General features: G+C 30.6%; 19 protein-coding genes. 12 read left to right on the top strand and 7 right to left on the bottom strand.

Annotation, left to right across the window (positions count from 1 at the left end; all coding sequences use genetic code 11):
• Nucleotides 1–10 precede the first annotated feature (10 nt).
• Nucleotides 11–1,420, bottom strand: a complete 1,410-nt coding sequence (locus Q0998_RS01910; RefSeq protein ID WP_299665864.1) for an MATE family efflux transporter — start codon at nucleotides 1,418–1,420, stop codon at nucleotides 11–13.
• A gap of 162 nt (nucleotides 1,421–1,582) precedes the next feature.
• Between Q0998_RS01910 and Q0998_RS01915 the strand changes: the two genes are divergently transcribed.
• The 3 genes from Q0998_RS01915 to Q0998_RS01925 all read left to right on the top strand — a co-directional run bounded on the left by Q0998_RS01915 (nucleotide 1,583) and on the right by Q0998_RS01925 (nucleotide 3,338).
• Nucleotides 1,583–2,272 (top strand): Rossmann-like and DUF2520 domain-containing protein, encoded by a 690-nt coding sequence (locus tag Q0998_RS01915; RefSeq protein ID WP_299665867.1) that lies wholly within the window; start codon nucleotides 1,583–1,585, stop codon nucleotides 2,270–2,272.
• Nucleotides 2,273–2,315: 43 nt separating this feature from the next.
• Nucleotides 2,316–2,840, top strand: coding sequence for an HAD family hydrolase (locus Q0998_RS01920; protein ID WP_299665462.1), 525 nt, complete (start codon nucleotides 2,316–2,318; stop codon nucleotides 2,838–2,840).
• 75 nt (nucleotides 2,841–2,915) lie between these two features.
• The gene (locus Q0998_RS01925) at nucleotides 2,916–3,338 is read left to right on the top strand and encodes a DUF2147 domain-containing protein (protein WP_299665465.1); all 423 of its coding nucleotides are present in this window, start codon (nucleotides 2,916–2,918) and stop codon (nucleotides 3,336–3,338) included.
• A gap of 317 nt (nucleotides 3,339–3,655) precedes the next feature.
• On the opposite strand, the gene Q0998_RS01930 is transcribed toward Q0998_RS01925, so the two are convergent.
• The gene (locus tag Q0998_RS01930) at nucleotides 3,656–4,297 is read right to left on the bottom strand and encodes a protein-L-isoaspartate(D-aspartate) O-methyltransferase (RefSeq protein ID WP_299665870.1); all 642 of its coding nucleotides are present in this window, start codon (nucleotides 4,295–4,297) and stop codon (nucleotides 3,656–3,658) included.
• A 167-nt stretch (nucleotides 4,298–4,464) separates the two neighbouring features.
• Here Q0998_RS01930 and Q0998_RS01935 point away from each other — a divergent pair, with 167 nt between their 5' ends.
• From Q0998_RS01935 to Q0998_RS01945, 3 genes are all read left to right on the top strand, one after another.
• The gene (locus tag Q0998_RS01935) at nucleotides 4,465–5,424 is read left to right on the top strand and encodes a Gfo/Idh/MocA family oxidoreductase (protein WP_299665468.1); all 960 of its coding nucleotides are present in this window, start codon (nucleotides 4,465–4,467) and stop codon (nucleotides 5,422–5,424) included.
• A gap of 265 nt (nucleotides 5,425–5,689) precedes the next feature.
• Nucleotides 5,690–6,577: a 3-hydroxybutyryl-CoA dehydrogenase gene (locus Q0998_RS01940; RefSeq protein ID WP_299665471.1), complete on the top strand. Its 888-nt coding sequence runs from the start codon at nucleotides 5,690–5,692 to the stop codon at nucleotides 6,575–6,577.
• Nucleotides 6,578–6,610: 33 nt separating this feature from the next.
• Entirely contained in the window at nucleotides 6,611–7,255 is a 645-nt protein-coding gene (locus tag Q0998_RS01945) for an acyloxyacyl hydrolase (protein ID WP_299665474.1), read from the top strand.
• Between the two features lie 121 nt (nucleotides 7,256–7,376).
• On the opposite strand, the gene Q0998_RS01950 is transcribed toward Q0998_RS01945, so the two are convergent.
• The gene (locus tag Q0998_RS01950) at nucleotides 7,377–7,850 is read right to left on the bottom strand and encodes a Dps family protein (protein ID WP_299665477.1); all 474 of its coding nucleotides are present in this window, start codon (nucleotides 7,848–7,850) and stop codon (nucleotides 7,377–7,379) included.
• A 106-nt stretch (nucleotides 7,851–7,956) separates the two neighbouring features.
• On the opposite strand from Q0998_RS01950, the gene Q0998_RS01955 reads away from it, so the two are divergent.
• On the top strand, nucleotides 7,957–8,898 hold the full coding sequence (locus Q0998_RS01955; RefSeq protein ID WP_299665480.1) for a hydrogen peroxide-inducible genes activator: 942 nt from the start codon (nucleotides 7,957–7,959) through the stop codon (nucleotides 8,896–8,898).
• A 95-nt stretch (nucleotides 8,899–8,993) separates the two neighbouring features.
• Here Q0998_RS01955 and Q0998_RS01960 read toward each other — a convergent pair whose 3' ends face one another.
• Nucleotides 8,994–10,613: an ATP-binding cassette domain-containing protein gene (locus tag Q0998_RS01960; protein WP_299665483.1), complete on the bottom strand. Its 1,620-nt coding sequence runs from the start codon at nucleotides 10,611–10,613 to the stop codon at nucleotides 8,994–8,996.
• A 187-nt stretch (nucleotides 10,614–10,800) separates the two neighbouring features.
• On the opposite strand from Q0998_RS01960, the gene Q0998_RS01965 reads away from it, so the two are divergent.
• On the top strand, nucleotides 10,801–12,198 hold the full coding sequence (locus Q0998_RS01965) for a hypothetical protein (RefSeq protein ID WP_299665486.1): 1,398 nt from the start codon (nucleotides 10,801–10,803) through the stop codon (nucleotides 12,196–12,198).
• A gap of 143 nt (nucleotides 12,199–12,341) precedes the next feature.
• Complete coding sequence (locus Q0998_RS01970; protein WP_299665489.1) at nucleotides 12,342–14,165, top strand: DEAD/DEAH box helicase; 1,824 nt, start codon at nucleotides 12,342–12,344, stop codon at nucleotides 14,163–14,165.
• 239 nt (nucleotides 14,166–14,404) lie between these two features.
• Here Q0998_RS01970 and Q0998_RS01975 read toward each other — a convergent pair whose 3' ends face one another.
• Nucleotides 14,405–15,019 carry a LysE family translocator gene (locus tag Q0998_RS01975; protein WP_299665492.1) on the bottom strand — a complete coding sequence of 205 codons (615 nt, stop codon included), beginning with the start codon at nucleotides 15,017–15,019 and terminating at the stop codon, nucleotides 14,405–14,407.
• Between the two features lie 333 nt (nucleotides 15,020–15,352).
• On the opposite strand from Q0998_RS01975, the gene Q0998_RS01980 reads away from it, so the two are divergent.
• The 3 genes from Q0998_RS01980 (at nucleotide 15,353) to Q0998_RS01990 (ending at nucleotide 17,998) form a co-directional block, all read left to right on the top strand.
• A complete protein-coding gene (locus Q0998_RS01980; protein WP_299665495.1) occupies nucleotides 15,353–15,811 on the top strand; it encodes a sterol desaturase family protein in 459 nt (152 codons plus the stop codon).
• Between the two features lie 91 nt (nucleotides 15,812–15,902).
• Nucleotides 15,903–17,363, top strand: a complete 1,461-nt coding sequence (gene crtD / locus Q0998_RS01985; protein ID WP_299665497.1) for a 1-hydroxycarotenoid 3,4-desaturase CrtD — start codon at nucleotides 15,903–15,905, stop codon at nucleotides 17,361–17,363.
• Nucleotides 17,360–17,998 (top strand): carotenoid biosynthesis protein, encoded by a 639-nt coding sequence (locus tag Q0998_RS01990; protein ID WP_299665499.1) that lies wholly within the window; start codon nucleotides 17,360–17,362, stop codon nucleotides 17,996–17,998. The genes crtD and Q0998_RS01990 overlap by 4 nt, the downstream gene beginning before the upstream one ends.
• A 90-nt stretch (nucleotides 17,999–18,088) precedes the next feature.
• Here Q0998_RS01990 and Q0998_RS01995 read toward each other — a convergent pair whose 3' ends face one another.
• Together Q0998_RS01995 and pheT are read right to left on the bottom strand one after the other, a co-directional pair.
• The gene (locus tag Q0998_RS01995) at nucleotides 18,089–19,147 is read right to left on the bottom strand and encodes a quinone-dependent dihydroorotate dehydrogenase (RefSeq protein WP_299665500.1); all 1,059 of its coding nucleotides are present in this window, start codon (nucleotides 19,145–19,147) and stop codon (nucleotides 18,089–18,091) included.
• A gap of 124 nt (nucleotides 19,148–19,271) precedes the next feature.
• A complete protein-coding gene (gene pheT / locus Q0998_RS02000; RefSeq protein WP_299665503.1) occupies nucleotides 19,272–21,698 on the bottom strand; it encodes a phenylalanine--tRNA ligase subunit beta in 2,427 nt (808 codons plus the stop codon).
• Nucleotides 21,699–21,844: the final 146 nt, after the last annotated feature.

Consider the following 21,844-nt stretch of genomic DNA (forward strand, 5'->3'; position numbering starts at 1 on the left):
AAGAAAACAATTAGACTTGTACTGTTTTCCATTTTCCCTTTTTAAAGAGAATTATTCCAATAACTGCTATTAAAATTTCAGCTAGTGTAATTGAAATAAAAACTCCTATGGGTCCAAAATCTAAATACAGTGCAAACAAATACGCAAATGGTAACTGAAACAACCAAAAACAAACAAAATTGATATAAGTTGGAGTTTTTGTATCTCCTGCTCCATTAAAAGATTGAATTACAACCATTCCGTAACCATAGAAAATATAACCAGCAGCAATTATTTGTAAGCATAAAGCGCCGTTTTTAATCACTTCAGGATTGTCTGTAAACCAGCTTAAAAAAGTAGGCGCAAAAAAGATATAAATTATGGAAACAATTCCCATAAAATAAGCACTATATTTTCCTGTTTCCCAAACTGATCTTTCTGCGCGTTCTGGCTGTTTTGCTCCTAAATTTTGCCCAACTAAAGTTGCGGCAGCATTACTTAAACCCCATGCAGGCATCATAGTAAACATCATAATTCTTATTGCAATTGTATAACCCGCAAGAACTTCACTTCCAAATTCTGACATGATTCTCATAAGAAAAACCCAACTAGAAGTCCCTATCAGGAATTGTCCAATTCCTCCTAAAGAGACCTTTATTAAATTTACCATTATAGCAACTCTTAAAACAATATCCTTAAATAGAATTTTAATTTTCCCAACGCCATAGAAAAGAATAAAAAGTTGAGAAACAACAGCAGTTCCTCTTCCAATTGTGGTTGCAATTGCTGCTCCTTCTACTCCATAAGCAGGAACTGGCCCAAAACCGAAAATGAAAATTGGATCTAAAATAATATTCAATCCATTTGATAAAATAAGTGTCCACATTGCAATAGAAGCATTTCCTGCACCTCTAAAAATTGCATTTATTAAAAACAGCAACACCACTGTAATGTTACCGCCTAAAAGTACTTTTGTATAACCAGAACCTTCTTCAATTAAAGAAGATTCACCTCCCATTAATTGCAAAATTTCTTTTGAATAAATGATTCCAATAGCACTAATTATTACTGATAAAAAAAATCCTAAAAAAATAACTTGGACAGCAGCTTGATTTGCGCCTTCTCTGTCTTTTTCTCCAATTCTTCTAGCAACAACAGCAGTTGCAGCCATACTTAAACCAATAGCAATTGCATATACTAAAGTTAAAACTGATTCTGTTAAACCTACCGTAGCAACTGCATTTACACTTACTTGAGATACATAAATAATGTCTACCAAAGCAAAAATGGATTCCATCAGCATTTCTAAAATCATAGGAATTGCCAACATAAAAATGGCTTTTTTAATGCTTCCTTTTGTGAAATCTTGTTGTTTACCTACTATTGCGTCTTTAAAAAGTGAAAATATACTTTGTTTTGATTGTTGATTGTCTTCTGACATTTCTAAAAAAATTAAATGAATTAGATTTATCATTGAAAGAATTTATCAATGATGTAATTTGGGTATCGTTAAAAAAACGAAACAGACAAAATGTAGAATTATACAAACATAAGACTACAATTATACAAAAAAAGTATGAAAAATTTCAATATCTTCGCTCATATGATTTCTATTTTAATTGTTGGTAATGGAAATGTGGCAACACATTTATACAACGCTTTTTTAAAAGCTGACCAGCTTACTGTTACACAATTAAATTCGAGAAATCTTAGAGAAATTCCAAAAGCAACTATTACCATCATTGCCGTTTCAGATGATGCAATCGCAACAATTTCATCTAAAATCAACAATTCTTTAGTGGTGCATACTTCTGGCAGTGTTGCTATGGAAGATTTAAAAAACACGAGTAGTAAAGGTGTTTTTTACATGTTACAAACGTTTTCTAAAAACAAGAAAATCGACTTTTCTAGGGTTCCTTTTTGTTTGGAAGCTGAAAATAAGGAAGATTACCAATTATTAGCAATTTTAGCAAAATCAATTGGAAAAAAAATATACCCTGTAAATTCAGAACAAAGAAAAGCATTGCATGTTGCAGCTGTTTTTGTAAATAATTTTACAAATCATCTATATAAAATTGGGAATGATATTTGTATTGAAAACAATGTGCCTTTCGAAATTTTGCATCCTTTAATTTATGAAACTGCTCAAAAAATAAAAACACTTTCCCCAGAAGAAGCACAAACCGGGCCTGCAATTAGAAACGATAAGAAAACAATAAAAAATCATTTAGAGTTGTTGAATGATCAGCAACAGAAAATTTACAAATTGATTACAACATCTATAAAAAATTAAAATACCTCCTTAAATTGGAGTCGAATAATACTTTAAATAAAATATGGAAATTAGTTACAAGCAATTATTACCTAGAATTAACACCTTTATTTTTGATGTAGATGGAGTGCTAACAAACGGAATGTTAACCATAATGCCAGACGGTGAATTGGTAAGACACATGAATGTTAAAGATGGTTATGCGATGAAAAACGCTTTAAATAAAGGATATCGAGTTTGTATCATTTCTGGTGGAACAAATGAAGCCGTAAGAAGTAGATTGGCTATGTTGGGCATTGAAGATATTTATTTAGGTGCTCATGATAAAATAAAACAATATCAGGAATTGGTGACAAAATACAATTTACAACCAGAAAATGTTTTGTATATGGGTGACGACGTTCCGGATTATCCTGTGATGAAATTGGTTGGTTTAGCAGCCTGCCCTAATGATGCCGTTCAAGAAATTCAAAGTATATCAAACTATATTTCTAATAAAAAAGGCGGTGAAGGTTGTGTGAGAGATGTTATTGAACAAGTGATGCGCGTGCAACAAAAATGGGATGAAAATTTCGATGCCAGTTTATAATTTTTTTAACGGTATCTTTCTCAAATTATTTATAAATTTCAGGTCATTATTTCTAATAATTCATATTTCTTTAAAATGAAAAAAACACTTTCTACTATTTTATTTATAACCGTTGCATTTTCTATAAACTCACAAACAATTTTTGGTAAATGGAATTCCAAAAATGATGCTGGTAAAGTAGATTCGGTTTTAGAAGTTTACGAAAAAGATGGAAAAGCACATGCAAAAGTGGTAGAAATTTTAAATCCTAATAGAAAAGATGCACTTTGTCAAGATTGTAAAGGTGAATATAAAGACCAGCCAATTCTTGGTTTAAATATTTTATCTGGTTTAGAAAAAGATGATGACGAATGGTCTGGAGGTACTGTATTAGATCCTAGAAACGGTAAAGTCTATAAATGCTATATCAAACTTGTAAAACCAAATAAATTAAAGTTACGTGGTTATGTTGGTCTTTCTTTATTTGGAAAAACAGCGTATTGGGAAAGAGCTGAGTAATTAGTATTCAGTATTCAGTATTCAGTATTCAGTATTCAGTATTCAGTATTCAGTATTCAGTATTCAAAATTAAAAAATATTTTTTTAACACATATCATTTCGAGTGATTTTGACTTTTTGTCAAAATTGTATCTAATATAAACAATTCCAATTTATCTAACCAATGTCAGTCTGAGCTTGTCGAAGCCTTCTATTTTTTATTTATACTCCAACTTTTTATTTATACTTCAACAATCTAGACGAATCCTTTTGAGTTTTAATTGAGTTAAAAACAAACTTTCAACTTCGTTCTAAATCTAAAATTTACAAAATCAGCATTAATTCTTCTCCTCTAACATTGGTACAAAAGCAAAATCTCCTAATTCATGTTTTTCAAATTCTTTAGCAGATGTACGAATAAACAATGTCATGATTTGTGTTTTATCACCAACAGGAATTAACAGCTTACCTCCTATTTTTAATTGTGCCAATAAAGGATTCGGAACAAAAGGTGCACCCGCAGTAACAATTATTTTATCAAAAGGAGCTTGTTCTTTTAAACCTTTATAACCATCACCAAAAATAAATTTCTTTGGTTTATAACCAATTTTGGGTAAGAATAAAGATGTTTTCTTAAACAATTCTTTTTGTCTTTCTATAGAATATACTTCGGCTTTTAATTCCAATAATACAGCTGTTTGATACCCAGAACCTGTACCTATCTCCAAAACCTTTTCGCCTGCTTTTATTTCTAAAGTTTGCGATTGAAATGCAACTGTGTATGGTTGAGAAATGGTTTGTTCTGCAGCAATAGGAAACGCTTTGTCTTGATATGCATGCGCCTCGAAACTAGAGTCTATAAATAGATGGCGAGGAATTTTTCGCACCGCGTCTAACACATTTTTATCGGTAATGCCTTTTGCAATTAATACAGTAGCTAACTGATTTCTAAGCCCTTGATGTTTTGAAGTATCTTTCAATTTTAAGAATTTTCTAAAGTCTAAAAATAAGAATAAATCTAAATACATTCTTATAAAATTGTATCTTTGTTTTTGATGATTTTTTACATCGTAACATCATTTCGGGCGCACTTAAGAACATTAAAAGAACCTCTCGATTGCGCTTGAGAGTACAATAAAATTGTTTTATGCTAAAAGCTGGAGTATTAGGTGCTGGTCATCTTGGAAAAATTCATTTACGTTTACTAGAACAATCAGACAAATACGAACTGGTTGGTTTTTATGATCCATATACAGAAAATGCCCAAAAAGTTGCCAAAGAATTTGGTTATAAATTATTCGATTCTATAGAAGCATTAATTGCTGCCGTAGAAGTTGTAGATATTGTTACACCAACCTTGTCTCATTTTGAATGTGCCAAAATGGCTATTGAAAGTGGTTGTCATATTTTTGTTGAAAAACCAATTACAAAAACCGTTTTAGAAGCTGAAGCAATAAAAACCTTGGCCAGTCAATACCATGTAAAAGGTCAAGTAGGTCATGTAGAGCGTTTTAATCCTGCATTTTCAGCTGTAAAAGATAAGATTGATACACCAATGTTTATAGAAACGCATAGATTAGCAGAATTTAATCCGAGAGGAACAGATGTTCCTGTGGTATTAGATTTAATGATTCACGATATTGATATTATTTTATCTGTTGTAGACTCTAAAGTGAAAAATATACATGCTAGTGGAATTTCCGTAATTTCTGAAACTCCCGATATTGCCAACGCAAGAATTGAGTTCGAAAATGGTTGTGTTGCCAATTTAACTGCCAGTAGAATTTCTATGAAAAACATGCGTAAAACACGCTTCTTTCAAAAGGATGCTTATATTTCTGTTGATTTTTTAGAGAAGAAATCTGAAATTGTGAGAATGAAAGACGTTCCGAACAATCCAGATGAATTTGCAATGATTTTACAGAATGCAGAAGGTGTTAAAAAGCAAATTTATTTTGACAATCCTGATGTTGAAAATAACAATGCCATTCTTGATGAATTAGAAGCTTTTGCAGACGCCATTGAAAACGGAACAAAACCTGTAGTTTCTCTGGGTCAAGGAGCTGAAGCATTGCGTGTTGCTCAAATGATTATTGATTGTTTTTAGAAAAAACGAAAAATATTGAGCGTTAGATACAAGAAGAAGTTAGAGAACTAAAAACAATTTTCTAATCTTACAAAAAGTTAACAAATAAGTGCGTTAGGGATTGAGCGGTATGCTTGAGCTCTTTTTTAGGTGTCAATTCGTATAAATTTATGAGAAAGAAATAAATTAATCACAAAAGTTTCGGGAAAGAATAAACCTAAAAAAAGCGAGTAGCGAAAGCCCGTTAAAACGCCCAAATAATTATAAAAAAATTAAAAAAAAACACATGAAGAACATCGCTGTAATAGGAGCCGGAACAATGGGAAATGGAATTGCGCATACTTTTGCACAATTTAATTATAATGTTCATTTAATAGATATTTCTCAAGCTGCATTAGATAAAGGAATTGCAACTATTTCTAAGAATTTAGATAGAATGGTGGCAAAAGAAAAGATTTCTGAAGCTGATAAAACAAATACTTTAAACAATATTTCTACCTTTATTTCTATTCCAGAAGGGGTAAAAAATATAGATTTAGTAGTGGAGGCTGCTACTGAAAATGCTTCTTTAAAATCGAAAATTTTTAAGCAGTTAGATGAAGTTTGTGATGAAGATACCATTTTAGCAACCAACACATCATCGATTTCTATTACGCAAATTGCCGCGGTTACAAACAGACCCGACAAGGTTATTGGAATGCACTTTATGAATCCGGTACCCATTATGAAGTTGGTAGAGATTATTAGAGGCTATAATACCTCTGACATTGTGATGCGTACAATTGTTAATCTGTCTAAAGAAATCAAAAAAACACCTGTTGAAGTAAACGACTACCCTGGTTTTGTTGCCAACAGAATTTTAATGCCAATGATTAATGAAGCTATTGAAACCTTATATAACGGTGTTGCTGGTGTTGCTGAAATTGATACCGTAATGAAACTTGGTATGGCACATCCAATGGGACCTTTGCAATTGGCAGATTTTATTGGTTTAGATGTTTGTTTATCTATTATGAATGTGTTGTATGATGGTTTTAAAAACCCTAAATATGCTCCTTGTCCGTTATTAGTAAATATGGTTATGGCGGGAAAATTCGGAGTGAAATCTGGCGAAGGTTTTTATGATTATTCTGAAAATAGAAAGGCAGAGAACGTTGCTAAAATGTTTTCTTAAACTAGCTACTATATTTGAAATTGTAAAAAATACATGCAGCAACAACCAGCTCTTTTTCTTGTAATTCTTTTATTCTTTTTAAGTGCTGCTGCGCAAGAAACTAAAAAAGGAATTTTCAATATTAAAAAAGTAGGTTTTTTGTATAATCATGCTGATGAACAAAATTTTATTTTTGATGATAAAGATTACACCTACACTACAAACATTTTTAAACTACAAGGTTTTTATAATTTAGGAAAATGGAAAACTTTTAATTTTGAATTGATTTTACAACCACAAATTCAGGTTGTAAAGCATCAATTGCAAAATGAACAATTTGTACTGCCTTCAGAAGAGGATTATCAAGAAAAAAGAACTGAATTCACGACTCCAAAAACAATGCATTTATATGCTTTTGAATTGGGTTTTGTTATAAAAAAAGAAGTTATCAAAGACCTCCATTTTTTGGTAACCTTTGGTTTGGGTTTTGGTGCGGTTGATACGAGAACTGAACGTTTAGCAAAAGGGTTTACCTTCATCGAAAATGCGTCTTTAGGTTTTTCATATAAAACCTCGCAAAAAACCGCTTTGTATTTAGGAAGTAATATTGGGCATGTGTCTAATTTTGATACAAAATCGCCAAATAATGGCTATTCTTTTTTAGGTTTTGAACTTGGAGTATCTTACAAATTAAAATAGTAAACAAAGTAAAAACTGTCTACTTGAGCTGAGACGAAAAGTTATGAATCTACATTTATGTAGTTCTTTTTCGAAGCCTCGGAACGCTCAAACAGACAGTTTATAATGTAAACTTTTAAAATTATTTTCCTAACCAAGAATTTAACATCCAAATTGTTTTCTCTTGTTCTACAATTAAATCGCTCATCATGGCATTCGTCCCTTCATCATTAGATTCATCAGATGCATTTAAAATGGCTCTTTCTATTTTAAGTAACTCAGAAAGAGAATTCACCACCAAATTAACAGCTTCTACATCATTCGAAATATCTTTTCCAACAGGAACCGAAGAGTTTTCTATGTAATCTGTAAATGTGTGTAATGGTTTCCCTTGTAGGGTTAAAATACGTTCTGCAATGTCATCTATTTTTACTTGAGAGTCTGTGTAAAGTTCTTCAAATTTTACATGCAATTCAAAGAAATTTTTCCCTTTGATATTCCAATGCAATCCACGTAAATTCTGATAATATATTTGAAAATTTGATAACAATCCATTTAAATTATCTACTAAATTTGCGCTTTCTTCTTTGTCTAATCCTAAAATTGATTTGTTCATTATCTTTATTATTATTTTATATTTTCAAAATTAAGAGAAATTTAATAACAATTGCTATAATTATAATTGATAGTTTTAATATCTTTATCAAAATATTTGATTAAAGATGACTATTACCCAATTAAAGTACGTTTTATCTGTGGCAGAGTACCAAAACTTTACAGTTGCGGCAGAACATAGTTTTGTAACTCAGCCTACATTGAGCATGCAAATACAAAAATTAGAAGATGAATTAGATGTTAAAATATTCAATCGTTCTAAAAAACCAATTGAACTAACAGAAGTTGGTCGTAAAATTGTGGAGCAAGCAAAAGTGATTGTAGACGAAAGCAATCGAATTTTAGACATTGTACACCAACAAAAAGGATATATTGGTGGCGAGTTTAAATTAGGAATTATACCTACAATCATGCCAACATTGCTTCCTATGTTTTTGCAAAATTTTACAAAAAAATATCCGAAAGTAAAATTAATTATTGAAGAATTAACAACCGAAGAGATTGTAAGGAAATTGACAGACGGACATATAGATGCTGCCATTGCTGCAACGCCTTTAGAAAACGAAGCTATTAAAGAAAAGCCTTTGTACTACGAGCCATTTGTAGGACTAATACCTCAAAACCACAGATTGTTTAACAAAAAACAAATTTCTGCTGATGAGCTAGAAATGGAAGATATTTTATTGTTAGAAGATGGTCATTGTTTTAAAGACAGCGTAATTAATTTATGTAGAACGCATAAAATTGACAACAAAAAAGGATTTCAATTAGCTAGCGGAAGTTTTGACACGCTAATAAAGCTTTCTAAAGAAGGCTTAGGAATGACTTTGTTACCATATTTGCACACCCTAGATTTAAATGATATTGATAAAACTCATTTGCGCGAATTTACAAATCCTCCTCCAGCGAGAGAAGTCAGTTTAATTTACCATAAATCTCAATTAAAAATGCAGCTAATTGAAGCACTAAAAAAATCAATTGATGGTGTAATAAGAGGAGCTATTTCTTTTTCTGATGTAAAGATTATTAGTCCTTTATCAAAAAAATAAATGCCAACACACATAGCAAAAAAAAAAAGTTCGCAAAGATAAATTAATAACCTTTGCGAACTTTGCGAAAAACTTTGTGTGTCTGCGTTTAAAGCCTAAGCATACATCTTCTCGCGTAATTCTTTAATTTTTGGATCCGATAAAAATTCCTCAAAAGTAGTATATCTGTCAATGGCTCCTTTTGGCGTTAATTCGATAATTCTATTTGCTACAGTTTGCGCAAACTCATGATCATGCGTAGAGAACAAAACCGTTCCTTTAAAGTTGATTAATGCATTGTTTAAAGACTGAATAGATTCTAAATCTAAATGATTTGTTGGTTCATCTAAAATTAAAACATTTCCTCTTTTCATCATCATTCTAGAAAGCATACAACGTACTTTTTCACCTCCAGAAAGTACATTACTTTTCTTTAAAGCTTCTTCACCAGAAAAAATCATCTTTCCTAAAAAACCACGTAAATAAACTTCTTCGCGTTCTTCTTCGGTTTGTGCATATTGTCTTAACCAGTCTACCAAATTCAAATTTCCGTTTTGAAAAAATCCTGAGTTATCTAGCGGCAAATAAGATTGTGTGGTAGTTACACCCCAAGAAAACTTACCAGCATCTTGTTTTGCATTGTCTGTAATGATTTGATAAAAAGCAGTAATTGCTCTAGAATTTCTAGAAATAACAGCTATTTTATCTCCTTTATTTAAATTGATATGGACATGGTTAAAAAGTTTTTCGCCTTCAAATTCTTTCGACAAAGCTTCTACATTTAAAATTTGATCTCCAGCTTCTCTATCTCTATCAAAAATAATGGCAGGGTACCTTCTACTTGATGGTTTGATATCTTCTACATTTAATTTTTCAATCATTTTTTTACGAGAAGTTGCTTGTTTTGACTTGGCAACATTGGCAGAAAAACGTCTGATAAATTCTTCTAATTCTTTCTTTTTATCTTCTGATTTTTTATTTTGTTGTGCTCTTTGTTTTGCTGCTAATTGACTCGATTCATACCAAAATGTATAATTTCCAGAATAATGATTTATTTTTCCGAAATCGATATCAGAAATATGGGTACAAACTGCATCTAAAAAGTGTCTATCATGAGAAACCACAATCACTGTATTTTCAAAATTTGCCAAGAAATTTTCTAACCAAGAAATTGTCTCAAAATCTAAATCGTTGGTAGGCTCATCCATAATTAAAACATCCGGATTTCCAAAAAGTGCCTGTGCAATTAATACACGTACTTTTTGTTTACCATCTAGATCTTTCATTAATGTATAATGCAAATCTTCTCTAATTCCCAAATTAGAAAGCATGGCAGCTGCATTAGAATCTGCATTCCAACCATCCATTTCTTCAAAAGTAATTTGCAACTCTCCTATTTTCTCTGCATTTTCGTCTGTATAATCTGCATACAAAGCATCAATTTGTTTTTTTATCTTAAACAAATCTTTGTTTCCCATGACTACCGTTTCTAACACAGGAAATTCATCAAAAGCATAGTGGTCTTGAGTTAATACAGACATCCGTTTGCCTTTTTCTAAATGTACATGACCTGATGTAGGATCTTGTATTCCTGAAATAATTTTCAAAAAAGTAGATTTACCTGCTCCGTTAGCACCAATAATACCGTAGCAATTTCCTTGAAGAAATTGAGTATTTACTTCATCAAACAAAACACGTTTTCCAAATTGAACAGATAAGTTAGAAACTGATAACATAATAATCTTTTTAAATTTTGTGCAAAAATACAAATTACATTTTTCTTTTCAACTTATAAATACAATACTTTTAGAAGTTAAAGCATGTGAATTTTGGCACTTTATTTACAGGTATTTTAACAGTGAATTAACAAGCCCACCTCATTGTTATTTTTACATTTGTCTATTACAAACTGTTAATATATATATGACAAAAAAATTAGTTCATTTTATTAGTTTTTCTTTTCTACTATTTGCTGTAATACGTTGTGATGATAGCTCAAAAACATCAAATACGTATTTTGGTGGAAAAATTATAAATCCGAAAACTAAATTTGTTGTTTTACATGCAAATGATAAAATTATCGACACGCTTTTTTTAGACGAAAGAAATAAGTTTTTTGCCAATTATGCTGAGTTTGATGAAGGCTTGTATTATTTTCAACATGGCAATGAAAGTCAGTATATTTATTTAGAACCAAAAGATAGTTTAATGCTTCGTTTAAATACTTGGGATTTTGATGAATCTTTAGTGTTTGCAGGCAAAGGAGCAGAAAGAAATAATATTTTGGTTGATATTTTTTTAGAAGATGAAAGTGACAATAAATTTTATTATCAATTGAATGAATTGGCACCTAGAATTTATAAAAAGAAAATTGATTCTATTTTAGATTTTAAATTAGGAACTTATAATGATTATATAGAAAAGCATCCCAAAGAAACTTCTAGTTATTTTAAGATTTTAAAAGTTGCCCTAACACATCCTATTTATTCAAGATTAGAAAGATATCCTATACAGCACGTATATGCTCTTAGAAAAGACAATTTTCCAAAAATTGAGGCATCATTTTATGAGTATAGATCAGACATAGATTACAACAATAATTCTTTAATGTACTATACACCTTACACTCGATACATTAGAAATTATTTATACAATACCACATACGCCTTAGGTCATAAACCTATAAAAAATAATTTCTCATCAGAATTTACAGTCGATTTATTAAAAACCATCAATTCTAAAATCGATTCTGAAGACTCGAGAAATGCATTTCTAAAAAGAACAATTTTAGATCATTTTTATGAAAAATCTAGCTGTAATGTAAATCTAAATACTTTTGATACTTTTTTCGAACTATCGACTAATGAAAAAGATAAGGATTTGATTAAAGATCTTTTAGACAACAATAAGGCAATTCATAAAGGTGATGAATTAAAAGATTTTACAATTTCAGATTTTACAAATCAAGTTTTAGATATTGAAGATTTTGTGATCAATAAAAACTCTGTGCTGTTATTTTGGAATGAAAAATACATCTCAAAAGCTTTTATAGGTTCTAGAATTGCTTATCTACAAAAAAGATATCCTTCCTTAAATTTTGCCGTGATAGAAATTGATGGCAACAATACCAATAGAATAAAAAATATTGATATTAAAAATCAGTATTTTATCAATTCTCAGAAGCTTAAAAATAACTTTTTAAGTAGCAAACTGCACAGAACAGTTCTTGTTGATCAGAACGGAATTGTAGTGAATGGTTATGCTTCGCTTTCTTCTCTTAAAATTTACCATCAACTTAAAGAATTGAGTAAAAATAATTAAACTGGTTTTAAAATTGCCATTCATTTAATTTCGTGTACCTTTGCACGGTTTTATTTTTGGGTACAAACTCAATAAGAACAAGTCGAAAAATTATAAAAACGGGTTTGCAGATGGCGTTCTGTGAATCTACAAAAATCACAGTAATGTCATTATTTTTAGAATTAGGCCTAAAAGAGCCTATAAACAAAGCATTAACAGATTTAGGATATGAAAAACCTACTGTTATTCAAGAAAAAGCAATTCCTCAAATTATCTCTTCAACAGACGATTTAAAAGCATTTGCACAAACAGGTACAGGAAAAACAGCAGCCTTTAGTTTACCCATATTACAACTTTTAGATTCTAACAGTGGTAATGTTCAAGCAATTATTTTATCACCAACAAGAGAACTTGCAGTTCAAATTGGTAATAATATTAAAGACTTTTGTAAATATTTACCTAGCGTAAAAGTAACTACCGTGTATGGTGGTTCTAGTATGGAAGATCAAATAAGATCTTTAAAAAGAGGATCTCAGATTGTTGTTGGAACTCCAGGTAGAACTGTAGATTTAATTAAAAGAAGAGCTTTAAAATTAGGAAACGTTCAATGGTTGGTCTTAGACGAAGCTGATGAAATGTTAAACATGGGTTTTAAAGACGAATTAGATAAAGTTTTAGAAGCAACACCAGATACAAAACAAACATTATTATTTTCTGCAACATTTCCAAGAGAAGTTGAATCGATTGCAAAAAATTATATGACCAACCCAGTAGAAATTACTTCTGGTCAGAAAAATCAAGGTTCAGACAATGTAAATCATGAGTATTATGCAGTTACAGAAAGAACACGTTACCCAGCTTTAAAAAGAATTGCAGATTTAAATCCTAATATTTATGCAATCATTTTTTGTAGAACTCGAAGAGAAACTCAAGAAGTGGCAGACAATTTAATAAAAGATGGGTATAGTGCAGATGCTTTGCATGGAGATTTATCTCAAGGGCAAAGAGATTCTGTAATGGGTAAATTCAGAAAAAAAACAATTCAGATATTAGTGGCTACAGATGTTGCAGCGCGTGGTTTGGATGTTACAGAATTAACACATGTTATAAACCATAAGTTACCAGACCAAATAGAAAATTATACACATAGAAGTGGTAGAACAGGTAGAGCAGGAAATAAAGGAATTTCTATTGTTTTAGTGAATGGAAAAGAAAAAGGGAAATTACGTCCTATAGAAAAAATAATTCAGAAAAAGTTTGTAGAAGCTAAAGTTCCTTCTGGAAAAGATATTTGTCAAAATCAATTGATGAATTTAATTGACAAGGTTCAAGACATTGAAGTAAACGAAACTCAAATAAATGAGTTTTTACCAAATATTTACGAGAAGCTAGAAGGTTTAGATAGAGAACAATTAATTCAAAAATTTGTTTCTTTAGAGTTTAATACCATGTTAGCCTATTATGAAAATGCGAAAGACTTAAATGATTTATCTTCTAGAGACAATTCTAGAGCTAGAACAGTAGATGAAAATATGACTCGTTTTTTCATCAATATTGGTAGAAAAGATAATTTGAATCCTGGTAAGCTGATTGGTTTGATAAACGAACAAAATATTGGAGATAAAGTTGAAATTGGCTCTATCGACATTTTAGATACGTTCTCTTTCTTTGAAATTGATAAAAATTTCGAAGACAAAACATTAGAAGCATTTTCTTCAAATCAACCAGATTTTGATGGAAGATCTGTAAATGTAGAAATTACTAAAAAAGAACGTTCTGGTGGCGGAAGAAGAGGCGGTAAAAAACCTTTTGGTAAAAAAGATGGTGGTTTTGGAAGACGTAGAAGTTCTGAAGGAAGTTCTTCATCTTCAAGAAGAAGCAGTGATTCTGGAAATAGCAGAGGAAGATCTTCTGATAGACCAGATAGAAGCTCTGGCGGAGAAAGAAGATCTTCTGGCGGATTTGGAAGAAAACGTAGAGAAAGTTAGAAACCTAACCTATTAAAAATACAACCTCATAAGCTATACTAGTTTATGAGGTTTTTTTATATTGGAAAATTTATGTTTTATAAAAATAAACCAAATATTTGCTTTTAAGCACAATTCATTCCGAATTAGGTACGACGGGAAATCTTATTAGCGTAAGATTTCTCGTCACTCGTTCCTCGCTCTGTCGAAATGACAATATGCTTTTGAAACCTTATAGAAACTAAAGTAGCTGCAATAAATTACATCAAAATAAAAATGGCAATTAAAACAAACACAAGAACTTGCGCCCATTTTAAGTAAAATCCAATATTTTTATTTGTTTTTATCGTCTCAGAAATTGCGCCAGCAAGCACTGCCAGGGTAGAAAAAATAATTAATGAAACGAACATAAAAATAAAACCAAGTACATAAAACTGAAGTATTGTATTCAATGTATCGCTAAATAGAAATCCTGGAAAAAATGCTAAAAAGAAAATAGAAACTTTAGGGTTTAAAACATTCATTATAAAACCTTGTTTAAATAATTGTTTGGTTGTTTTCTTTTCCACATTTTCTTCCGATAAGGCAATGGTAGCATCTGATTTATAAACTTTATAAGCCAAATACAAAAGATAAATGGCTCCAAATATTTTGATTCCAATAAATAAATTTTCAGATTCTTTGATAATAGCAGAAACACCAAAAGCGAGCAACGTTGTATGAACTAAACAACCAGAAATTAGACCAAAAACAGTTGCAATTCCGTATTTTTTACCATTCACAATACTTTGGGTTAATACAAAAATATTATCTGGTCCTGGGGAAATTGCTAGTATGGAAGTTGCCAATACAAAAGATAAAAGTGTTTCTAACATTAAAGTAAAAATACACTTTTTTGTTGTTCCTTCTAAAATAACATCCTTTAGATATTTATTAATTTGTTGAACTAGATAATTAACTATTTACTAAAAATTTAGAGAAAATACAACTTCTTTCTGTTTCATAAATTAACAAAAAAGATAAACAAAAACAACAAACTTATCTGCTAAATTCCTTACTTTTGCTTTGTTTTAATAAACTGAAAAAAAATATTTTTTAGTTAATTAAACACTTCTTATAAGTATCCAATTTTTATTTTATGATGCATATTTGAAAACTAAATGTACATGATCATAAAAAGAATAGATAAACATATTTTACAAGTATAGATGGATTTTTTAATTGTTTTTATTACTTTTTGGGGAATGGAATTCATGGCTTGGTTTACACATAAGTTTGTAATGCACGGCTTTCTATGGAATTTACACCTAGACCACCACGTTCCCAATAGAAAGAGTTTTTTTGAAAAAAATGATGTTTTTTTCTTAATCTATGCAATTCCATCTTGGCTTTGCATTATGTTGGGCTCTATGTTTGCGATATGGACAGTAATGTATATTGGTTTCGGCATATTGGTTTATGGTATTGCCTATTTCTTAGTCCATGAAGTATTTATTCACCAAAGGTTTCAATGGTTTAGAAATAGTAAAAATGTGTATTTAAAAGCGATTCGAAGAGCACATAAGATACACCATAAACATATTGGAAAAGAACAAGGAGAATGTTTTGGAATGTTGATAGTTCCTTGGAAATATTTAAAACAAGAACTAGAAAGAGTAAAAGTTTAGTATTTGATATTAAATAAAGTACTTAATGAGCCAATATGATTTGTGCAAAATAACAAATTTAAACCTTACAAATTTTTAATATAAATTCGCTGTGAAAAAAGCTGTTATTGTTGGTTCCGGAATTGCTGGTATTGCTTCAGCAATTAGATTACGTAATAAAGGATATGCAGTTAAAGTTCTCGAAAAAAACTCCTATCCTGGAGGAAAACTTACCCAACTTAGTGGCAATGGGTTCCGTTTTGATGCAGGACCTTCGCTTTTTACCATGCCTAATTTAGTGACTGAACTTTTTAAAATTTCTGGTAAAAACCCTTTTGATTACTTCAACTTTGAAAAACTTGATATTTTATGTAACTATTTTTATGAAGATGGAACGAAGATATCAGCGAATTCAGATATCAATATTTTTGCAAATCAAATTGCCCAAAAAACAACCGATTCTGCTAAAAGTGTAAAAAATCATCTAAAAAAAAGCAAATTTATTTATGGTGCCACAGAAAAACAATTTCTAAACAAATCACTTCATAAAATAAGTTCGTTTCTCTCTTTTTCTACATTGATTTCTACCTTAAAACTTCCTTTTTTAACTATTTTTAGTTCGATGAATCAAGTGAATGAAAGAGCGTTTAAAGATCCAAAAACAATTCAATTGTTTAATAGATACGCTACTTATAATGGCTCTAATCCTTACAAAGCACCAGGTATTTTAAATATAATTCCTCATTTAGAGTTTGGTCTAGGTGCTTATTTACCAAAGGGTGGTATGCACGAAATTACAAATAGTTTGGTAAAATTGGCCAAAGAAATTGGAGTTGAGTTTTACTTCAATGAAGAAGTAACCACTATTCGTATAGAAAACAATTTAGCAAAAAGCGTAAGCACAAAATCAGCAAATTACCCAGCTGATATTGTTATCTGTAACGCAGACATACATACCGTGTATGAAAAATTGATACCCTCAGAAAAAAAACTAAAAAAGGTTGATAGACAAGAGAGATCGAGCTCTGCACTTATTTTTTATTGGGGAATTGGTAAAGAATTTCCAGCATTAGATGTTCATAACATTATGTTTACCGAAGATTATAAAACAGAATTCAATCATCTATTTGATAGTAAAACCATTTACGAAGATCCAACTGTTTACATCAATATTACCAGCAAAAAAATTAAAGCAGACGCACCCAAAGGAAAAGAAAATTGGTTTGTAATGATCAATGTACCTTCTGTTTACAATCAAGATTGGGACAAAATAATTTTGGAAGCTAGACAAAATATCTTATCAAAAATTTCAAGAAATCTAGGGGAAAATATAGAAAACCTTATAGAGTTTGAAGAACTATTAACACCCCAACTAATACAAGATAAAACAAATTCTTTTAAAGGTTCATTATACGGAACATCGAGTAATAACAGGTTCTCGGCATTTTTTAGGCATAAGAATTTCTCTTCTAAATACAAGAATCTCTATTTCTGCGGTGGAAGTGTACATCCAGGTGGTGGAATTCCTTTGGCACTATATTCAGCAAAAATTATTGACAAACTAATTAAATGATAAAAAACAACTCTGTAGAAAATCGGTGGATATTACTTTTACTTTTATTCTATTTCTTTGGGTTTCTCGGAATAGCAATACCCGAATACCGAGATTTCTTTTTACCACTTACTCCACTTAATTTATTACTTACTTTTGTTGTGTTTTATAAAGTTAATAAAGACTTTAGCCAACGGTTCGTAATTCTTTCTTTGCTTGTTTTTCTTATTGGGTTTTCTGTAGAAAGTATTGGAGTGGCCACAGGTGTTCTATTCGGAAGTTATTCTTATGGAAATTCGTTCGGATTTAAACTTTTTGAAACACCCGTAATGATTGGTGTAAATTGGTTGTTTTTAGCATTTAGTACTTACGGAATCGTGCAATTCTTTACAAAAAAAGCACTTTGGCTTATTTTTATTCCTCCTTTATTAATGACAACATTAGACTTTTTGGTAGAACCTGTTGCTATGAAATTAAGCTTTTGGTCTTGGGAAAACGATATCATTCCAATGCAAAATTATGCCATGTGGTTTATAACTAGCATTGCTATTCATGGATTAATTTATCTTTTGCGTCCAAAAATAAATGCTAAAATTAGTTTCATAATTATTGGAGTTCAAGTACTCTTTTTTGGATTCTTAAATATTTTCCTATAAAATATTTAAATGTCAGGAATTTTTAATTTTATGATCCAATTATTATTGCTAGATTCTTACTTTTATAGGAATAACAAATCGAAGTTTGTATTAATTTGTAAAATTCGTATCTAAAAAAGCCTTGTTAATTTTTTTAATCAAACTAGGGCCTTCATAAATAAAACCCGTATAAATCTGTACCAAATCTGCACCAGCTTTTATTTTCTCTAACGCGTCTTCTGCAGAATGAATACCTCCTACTCCAATTATTGGAAAAGACTTATTAGATTTTTCTGCTAAATATTGAATCACTTTTGTGCTTTGATTTTTTATAGGCTGTCCACTAACACCACCGTTTCCGATTTCTTCTAAACGCTCTTTAGAAACTTTTAAATGATCTCTATTGGTTGATGTATTTGATGCAATAACACCATCTATTTTTGTTTCTGCAACCAATGCTATAATTTCATCTAATTGTTGATTGTTTAAATCTGGAGCAATTTTTAACAAGATAGGTCTCGACTTCGATAGACCAGAATTAGAAAGTGCTGCATTTAATTTTTGACAAGCAGTGATTAGTTCAATCAAATATTCCTTATCATTCAATTTTGTATGACTCCCCACATTTGGGCAGCTAACATTTAGTACAAAATAATCTACAAAAGGATGTAATTCTTTAAAAACAGCTAGGTAATCTTGTGTATAGTTCTCTGGACTCGTATCGGTATTTTTACCAATATTACCTCCAATAATTACCCTTTGTTTGTTTTTCTTTAAATTTTTTATGGCTTCGGCTATTCCATCATTATTAAAACCCATTCTATTGATAATTCCCTGATCGTCTTTTAAACGAAACAATCTTTTCTTAGGATTTCCTATCTGACCTTTTGGAGTTACCGTACCAATTTCTATAAAACCAAAACCGAAGTTTGCCAATTCATTATACAAAACTGCGTTTTTGTCAAAACCAGCTGCTAAACCAACAGGGTTTTTAAAAGTTAAACCAAACAAGGTTCGTTCTAATTTCTTGTCATTTACTTGATATAAGCTTCTAAAAATAGAAGAAACAAAAGGAATTTTACATAAAGTTCTAATTAACGAAAATGTAAAATAATGAACCTTTTCTGGATCGAATTGGAAAAATATGGGTCTGATAATCTTTTTATACATAAGTTTTGTCATTCCTGCGTAGGCAGGAATCTATTTTATATGTTACTTTCAATTCAAAGATTCCTGCTTTCGCAGGAATGACAGCAAGTGCCAAAAAAGCCCAAAATAAATGAAGCTTTTATAATTATCTCAAAACAGCCTCTAAATTCTTTTCGAATGTTTGCTGTAATTTTTGCATTATTTTATCAATTTGTTTGTCTGTCAACGTTTTTGTTTCGTCTTGAATTAAAAAGCTAACGGCATACGATTTTTTACCTTCAGGTAATTTATCTCCTTCATAAACATCAAACAAATCTACTTCTTTTAATAAACTTTTTTCAGATTGAAAAGCCAAGTTGTAAATTTCTTTAAATTCAATTTTTGAATCTAATAACAAAGCTAAATCACGCTTTACAGCAGGAAATTTAGGCAAATCTTTTACTTTACTATTTTTATTACCTACTAATTTTAAAATTGTATCCCAATTAAAATCTGCAAATAAAACTTCTTGCTTAATACTAAATTCCTTTAAAAGTGATTTTTTTACAACTCCGAATTCTACCAACTTCATTTTCCCTAAACTTAATGAAACTCCTTCAGAAAAAACATCTTGTTTTGTTGGTGAAGTTTTTAGATTGTCGATTCCTAACCTACTTAAAACACTGGTTATAATCCCTTTTAAATAGAAAAAATCAGAAGTTTTATTTTCTAATGTCCAACTATCATTAGTTCTATTTCCTGTGACAAATAATGTAAGATGTTTGTCTTCTTGGTATTTTTCATTGTATTTATGATAGGTTTTACCAAACTCGTAAAACTTTAAAGAATTATTTCTTCTATTGATATTGTAAGAAACAGATTCTAAACCACTAAACAACAAAGATTGGCGCATCACTTTTAAATCGTTGCTTAACGGATTTAACATCACCACATTCGCTTCTTCATTGATGTTTTCAGACAAGGTACTGTAGGAGGGTTTTGTTAATGAATTTGCCATGGTTTCATTAAAACCTAAAGAAGACAACTGATTTGCAACAACATTTTCAATCTTCGTTTCTTTATTAGAGTCGAAAGAAATAGACGTGTTTAATTTGTGCGAAAATTCAATATTATTATACCCGTAAACTCTTAAAATCTCTTCTATAATGTCTGCTTCGCGTTGCACATCTGTTCTGTAAGAGGGTATTGTTAAACCTAAACCTCCTTCAGTTTCACTATTAATTTTAATTTCTAAAGAAGCCAATATATTTTTAATGGTTTCTTTCGGAATTTCCTGTCCTATTAATCGATAGGCATTTTCATAAGATAAGAAAACCTGATAATCTTCAATTTTTTCTGGATAAAAATCAGAAATGTCAGATCCCATTTTTCCACCAGCATATTCTTCAATTAACAAAGCAGCACGTTTTAACGCATACTCTGTGATATTGATATCAATTCCTCGTTCAAAACGAAAAGATGCATCTGTATTTAAAGCATGTCTTTTCGCTGTTTTTCGAATAGAAACGGGATTAAAATAGGCACTTTCTAAAAAAATTGATGTGGTATTTTCTGTAACTCCAGATTTAATTCCCCCAAAAACACCTGCAATACAAAGCGGATTCGAATCTGCATCACAAATCATAATATCTTCGGATGATAATTTTCTTTCAACTGTATCTAAAGTGGTAAACTTGGTACCTTCTTTTAAAGTCTTTACTAAAATTTTATTTCCTTTCACTTTCTGGGCATCGAAAGCATGTAAAGGTTGCCCTAGTTCGTGCAAAACATAATTTGTAATATCTACAATATTATTTTTTGGCGTTACACCAATAGACTTTAATCTATTTTGAATCCATTCAGGAGAATCTTTTACTTCAACATCTGTAATGGTAATTCCACAATATCTTGGCGCTTGCTCTTTATTTGCAACTTCTACATCGAAACGTAAAGTTCTTTCATCTACATGAAAATCGCTCACAGAGGGTGATATCAATTCTAAATTAATGTCTTGTTGCATTAAACCAGCTTTTAAATCTCTGGCAACACCAAAATGGCTCATGGCGTCAGACCTGTTTGGTGTCAAACCAATTTCAAAAACTTGATCTTTTTCTATCTTAAAAACGTCAGCAGCAGCAATGCCCACTTTTAATTTTTTATCAAGAATTAGTATTCCATCATGACTAGAGCCCAAACCTAATTCGTCTTCGGCGCAAATCATTCCATGACTTTCTTCTCCTCTAATTTTACCTTTTTTAATTTTAAAACCTTCTCCTTTATCATCATATAAAGTGGTGCCAATTGTTGCCACAGGTACTTTCTGCCCAGCAGCTACATTTGGTGCACCGCAAACAATTTGCACGGGCACTCCAGTTCCCAAATCTACCGTTGTAATTTTTAAGCGGTCTGCATTTGGATGTTGTACGCAAGTTAAAACTTCACCAACAACAATGCCTTCTAAACTTCCTTTTATAGATTCTTTGGTTTCGATTCCTTCGACCTCTAAACCTAAATCGGTTAATAACTCACCTGTTTTTACAACATCCCAATCTGTTTGTAAAAACTGCTTTAACCAATTGTATGAAATTTTCATATTTTTTTTTTGATATTTTCAAGGGCAAATTTACTGATTTTTATCGTTTTTCAGATCATTTTCTTACTTAAAAGGAGTATTATTCACAATAATTTAAGAAAACCATTTATCTAATTATGAAGAAAATAATTCTTCAATTTTTGCAT

Origin of the sequence: uncultured Polaribacter sp. (genome assembly GCF_947501385.1) — a bacterium.
Classification (GTDB): Bacteria; Bacteroidota; Bacteroidia; order Flavobacteriales; family Flavobacteriaceae; genus Polaribacter.

What these genes read in the sequence shown, in the direction of transcription:
- Q0998_RS01910 (WP_299665864.1), bottom strand. Translation starts at nt 1,420, where the DNA reads ATGTCAGAAGACAATCAACAATCAAAACAAAGTATATTTTCACTTTTT.
- Q0998_RS01915 (WP_299665867.1), top strand. Translation starts at nt 1,583, where the DNA reads ATGATTTCTATTTTAATTGTTGGTAATGGAAATGTGGCAACACATTTA.
- Q0998_RS01920 (WP_299665462.1), top strand. Translation starts at nt 2,316, where the DNA reads ATGGAAATTAGTTACAAGCAATTATTACCTAGAATTAACACCTTTATT.
- Q0998_RS01925 (WP_299665465.1), top strand. Translation starts at nt 2,916, where the DNA reads ATGAAAAAAACACTTTCTACTATTTTATTTATAACCGTTGCATTTTCT.
- Q0998_RS01935 (WP_299665468.1), top strand. Translation starts at nt 4,465, where the DNA reads ATGCTAAAAGCTGGAGTATTAGGTGCTGGTCATCTTGGAAAAATTCAT.
- Q0998_RS01940 (WP_299665471.1), top strand. Translation starts at nt 5,690, where the DNA reads ATGAAGAACATCGCTGTAATAGGAGCCGGAACAATGGGAAATGGAATT.
- Q0998_RS01945 (WP_299665474.1), top strand. Translation starts at nt 6,611, where the DNA reads ATGCAGCAACAACCAGCTCTTTTTCTTGTAATTCTTTTATTCTTTTTA.
- Q0998_RS01950 (WP_299665477.1), bottom strand. Translation starts at nt 7,850, where the DNA reads ATGAACAAATCAATTTTAGGATTAGACAAAGAAGAAAGCGCAAATTTA.
- Q0998_RS01955 (WP_299665480.1), top strand. Translation starts at nt 7,957, where the DNA reads ATGACTATTACCCAATTAAAGTACGTTTTATCTGTGGCAGAGTACCAA.
- Q0998_RS01960 (WP_299665483.1), bottom strand. Translation starts at nt 10,613, where the DNA reads ATGTTATCAGTTTCTAACTTATCTGTTCAATTTGGAAAACGTGTTTTG.
- Q0998_RS01965 (WP_299665486.1), top strand. Translation starts at nt 10,801, where the DNA reads ATGACAAAAAAATTAGTTCATTTTATTAGTTTTTCTTTTCTACTATTT.
- Q0998_RS01970 (WP_299665489.1), top strand. Translation starts at nt 12,342, where the DNA reads ATGTCATTATTTTTAGAATTAGGCCTAAAAGAGCCTATAAACAAAGCA.
- Q0998_RS01975 (WP_299665492.1), bottom strand. Translation starts at nt 15,019, where the DNA reads ATGTTAGAAACACTTTTATCTTTTGTATTGGCAACTTCCATACTAGCA.
- Q0998_RS01980 (WP_299665495.1), top strand. Translation starts at nt 15,353, where the DNA reads ATGGATTTTTTAATTGTTTTTATTACTTTTTGGGGAATGGAATTCATG.
- Q0998_RS01990 (WP_299665499.1), top strand. Translation starts at nt 17,360, where the DNA reads ATGATAAAAAACAACTCTGTAGAAAATCGGTGGATATTACTTTTACTT.
- Q0998_RS01995 (WP_299665500.1), bottom strand. Translation starts at nt 19,147, where the DNA reads ATGTATAAAAAGATTATCAGACCCATATTTTTCCAATTCGATCCAGAA.
- pheT (WP_299665503.1), bottom strand. Translation starts at nt 21,698, where the DNA reads ATGAAAATTTCATACAATTGGTTAAAGCAGTTTTTACAAACAGATTGG.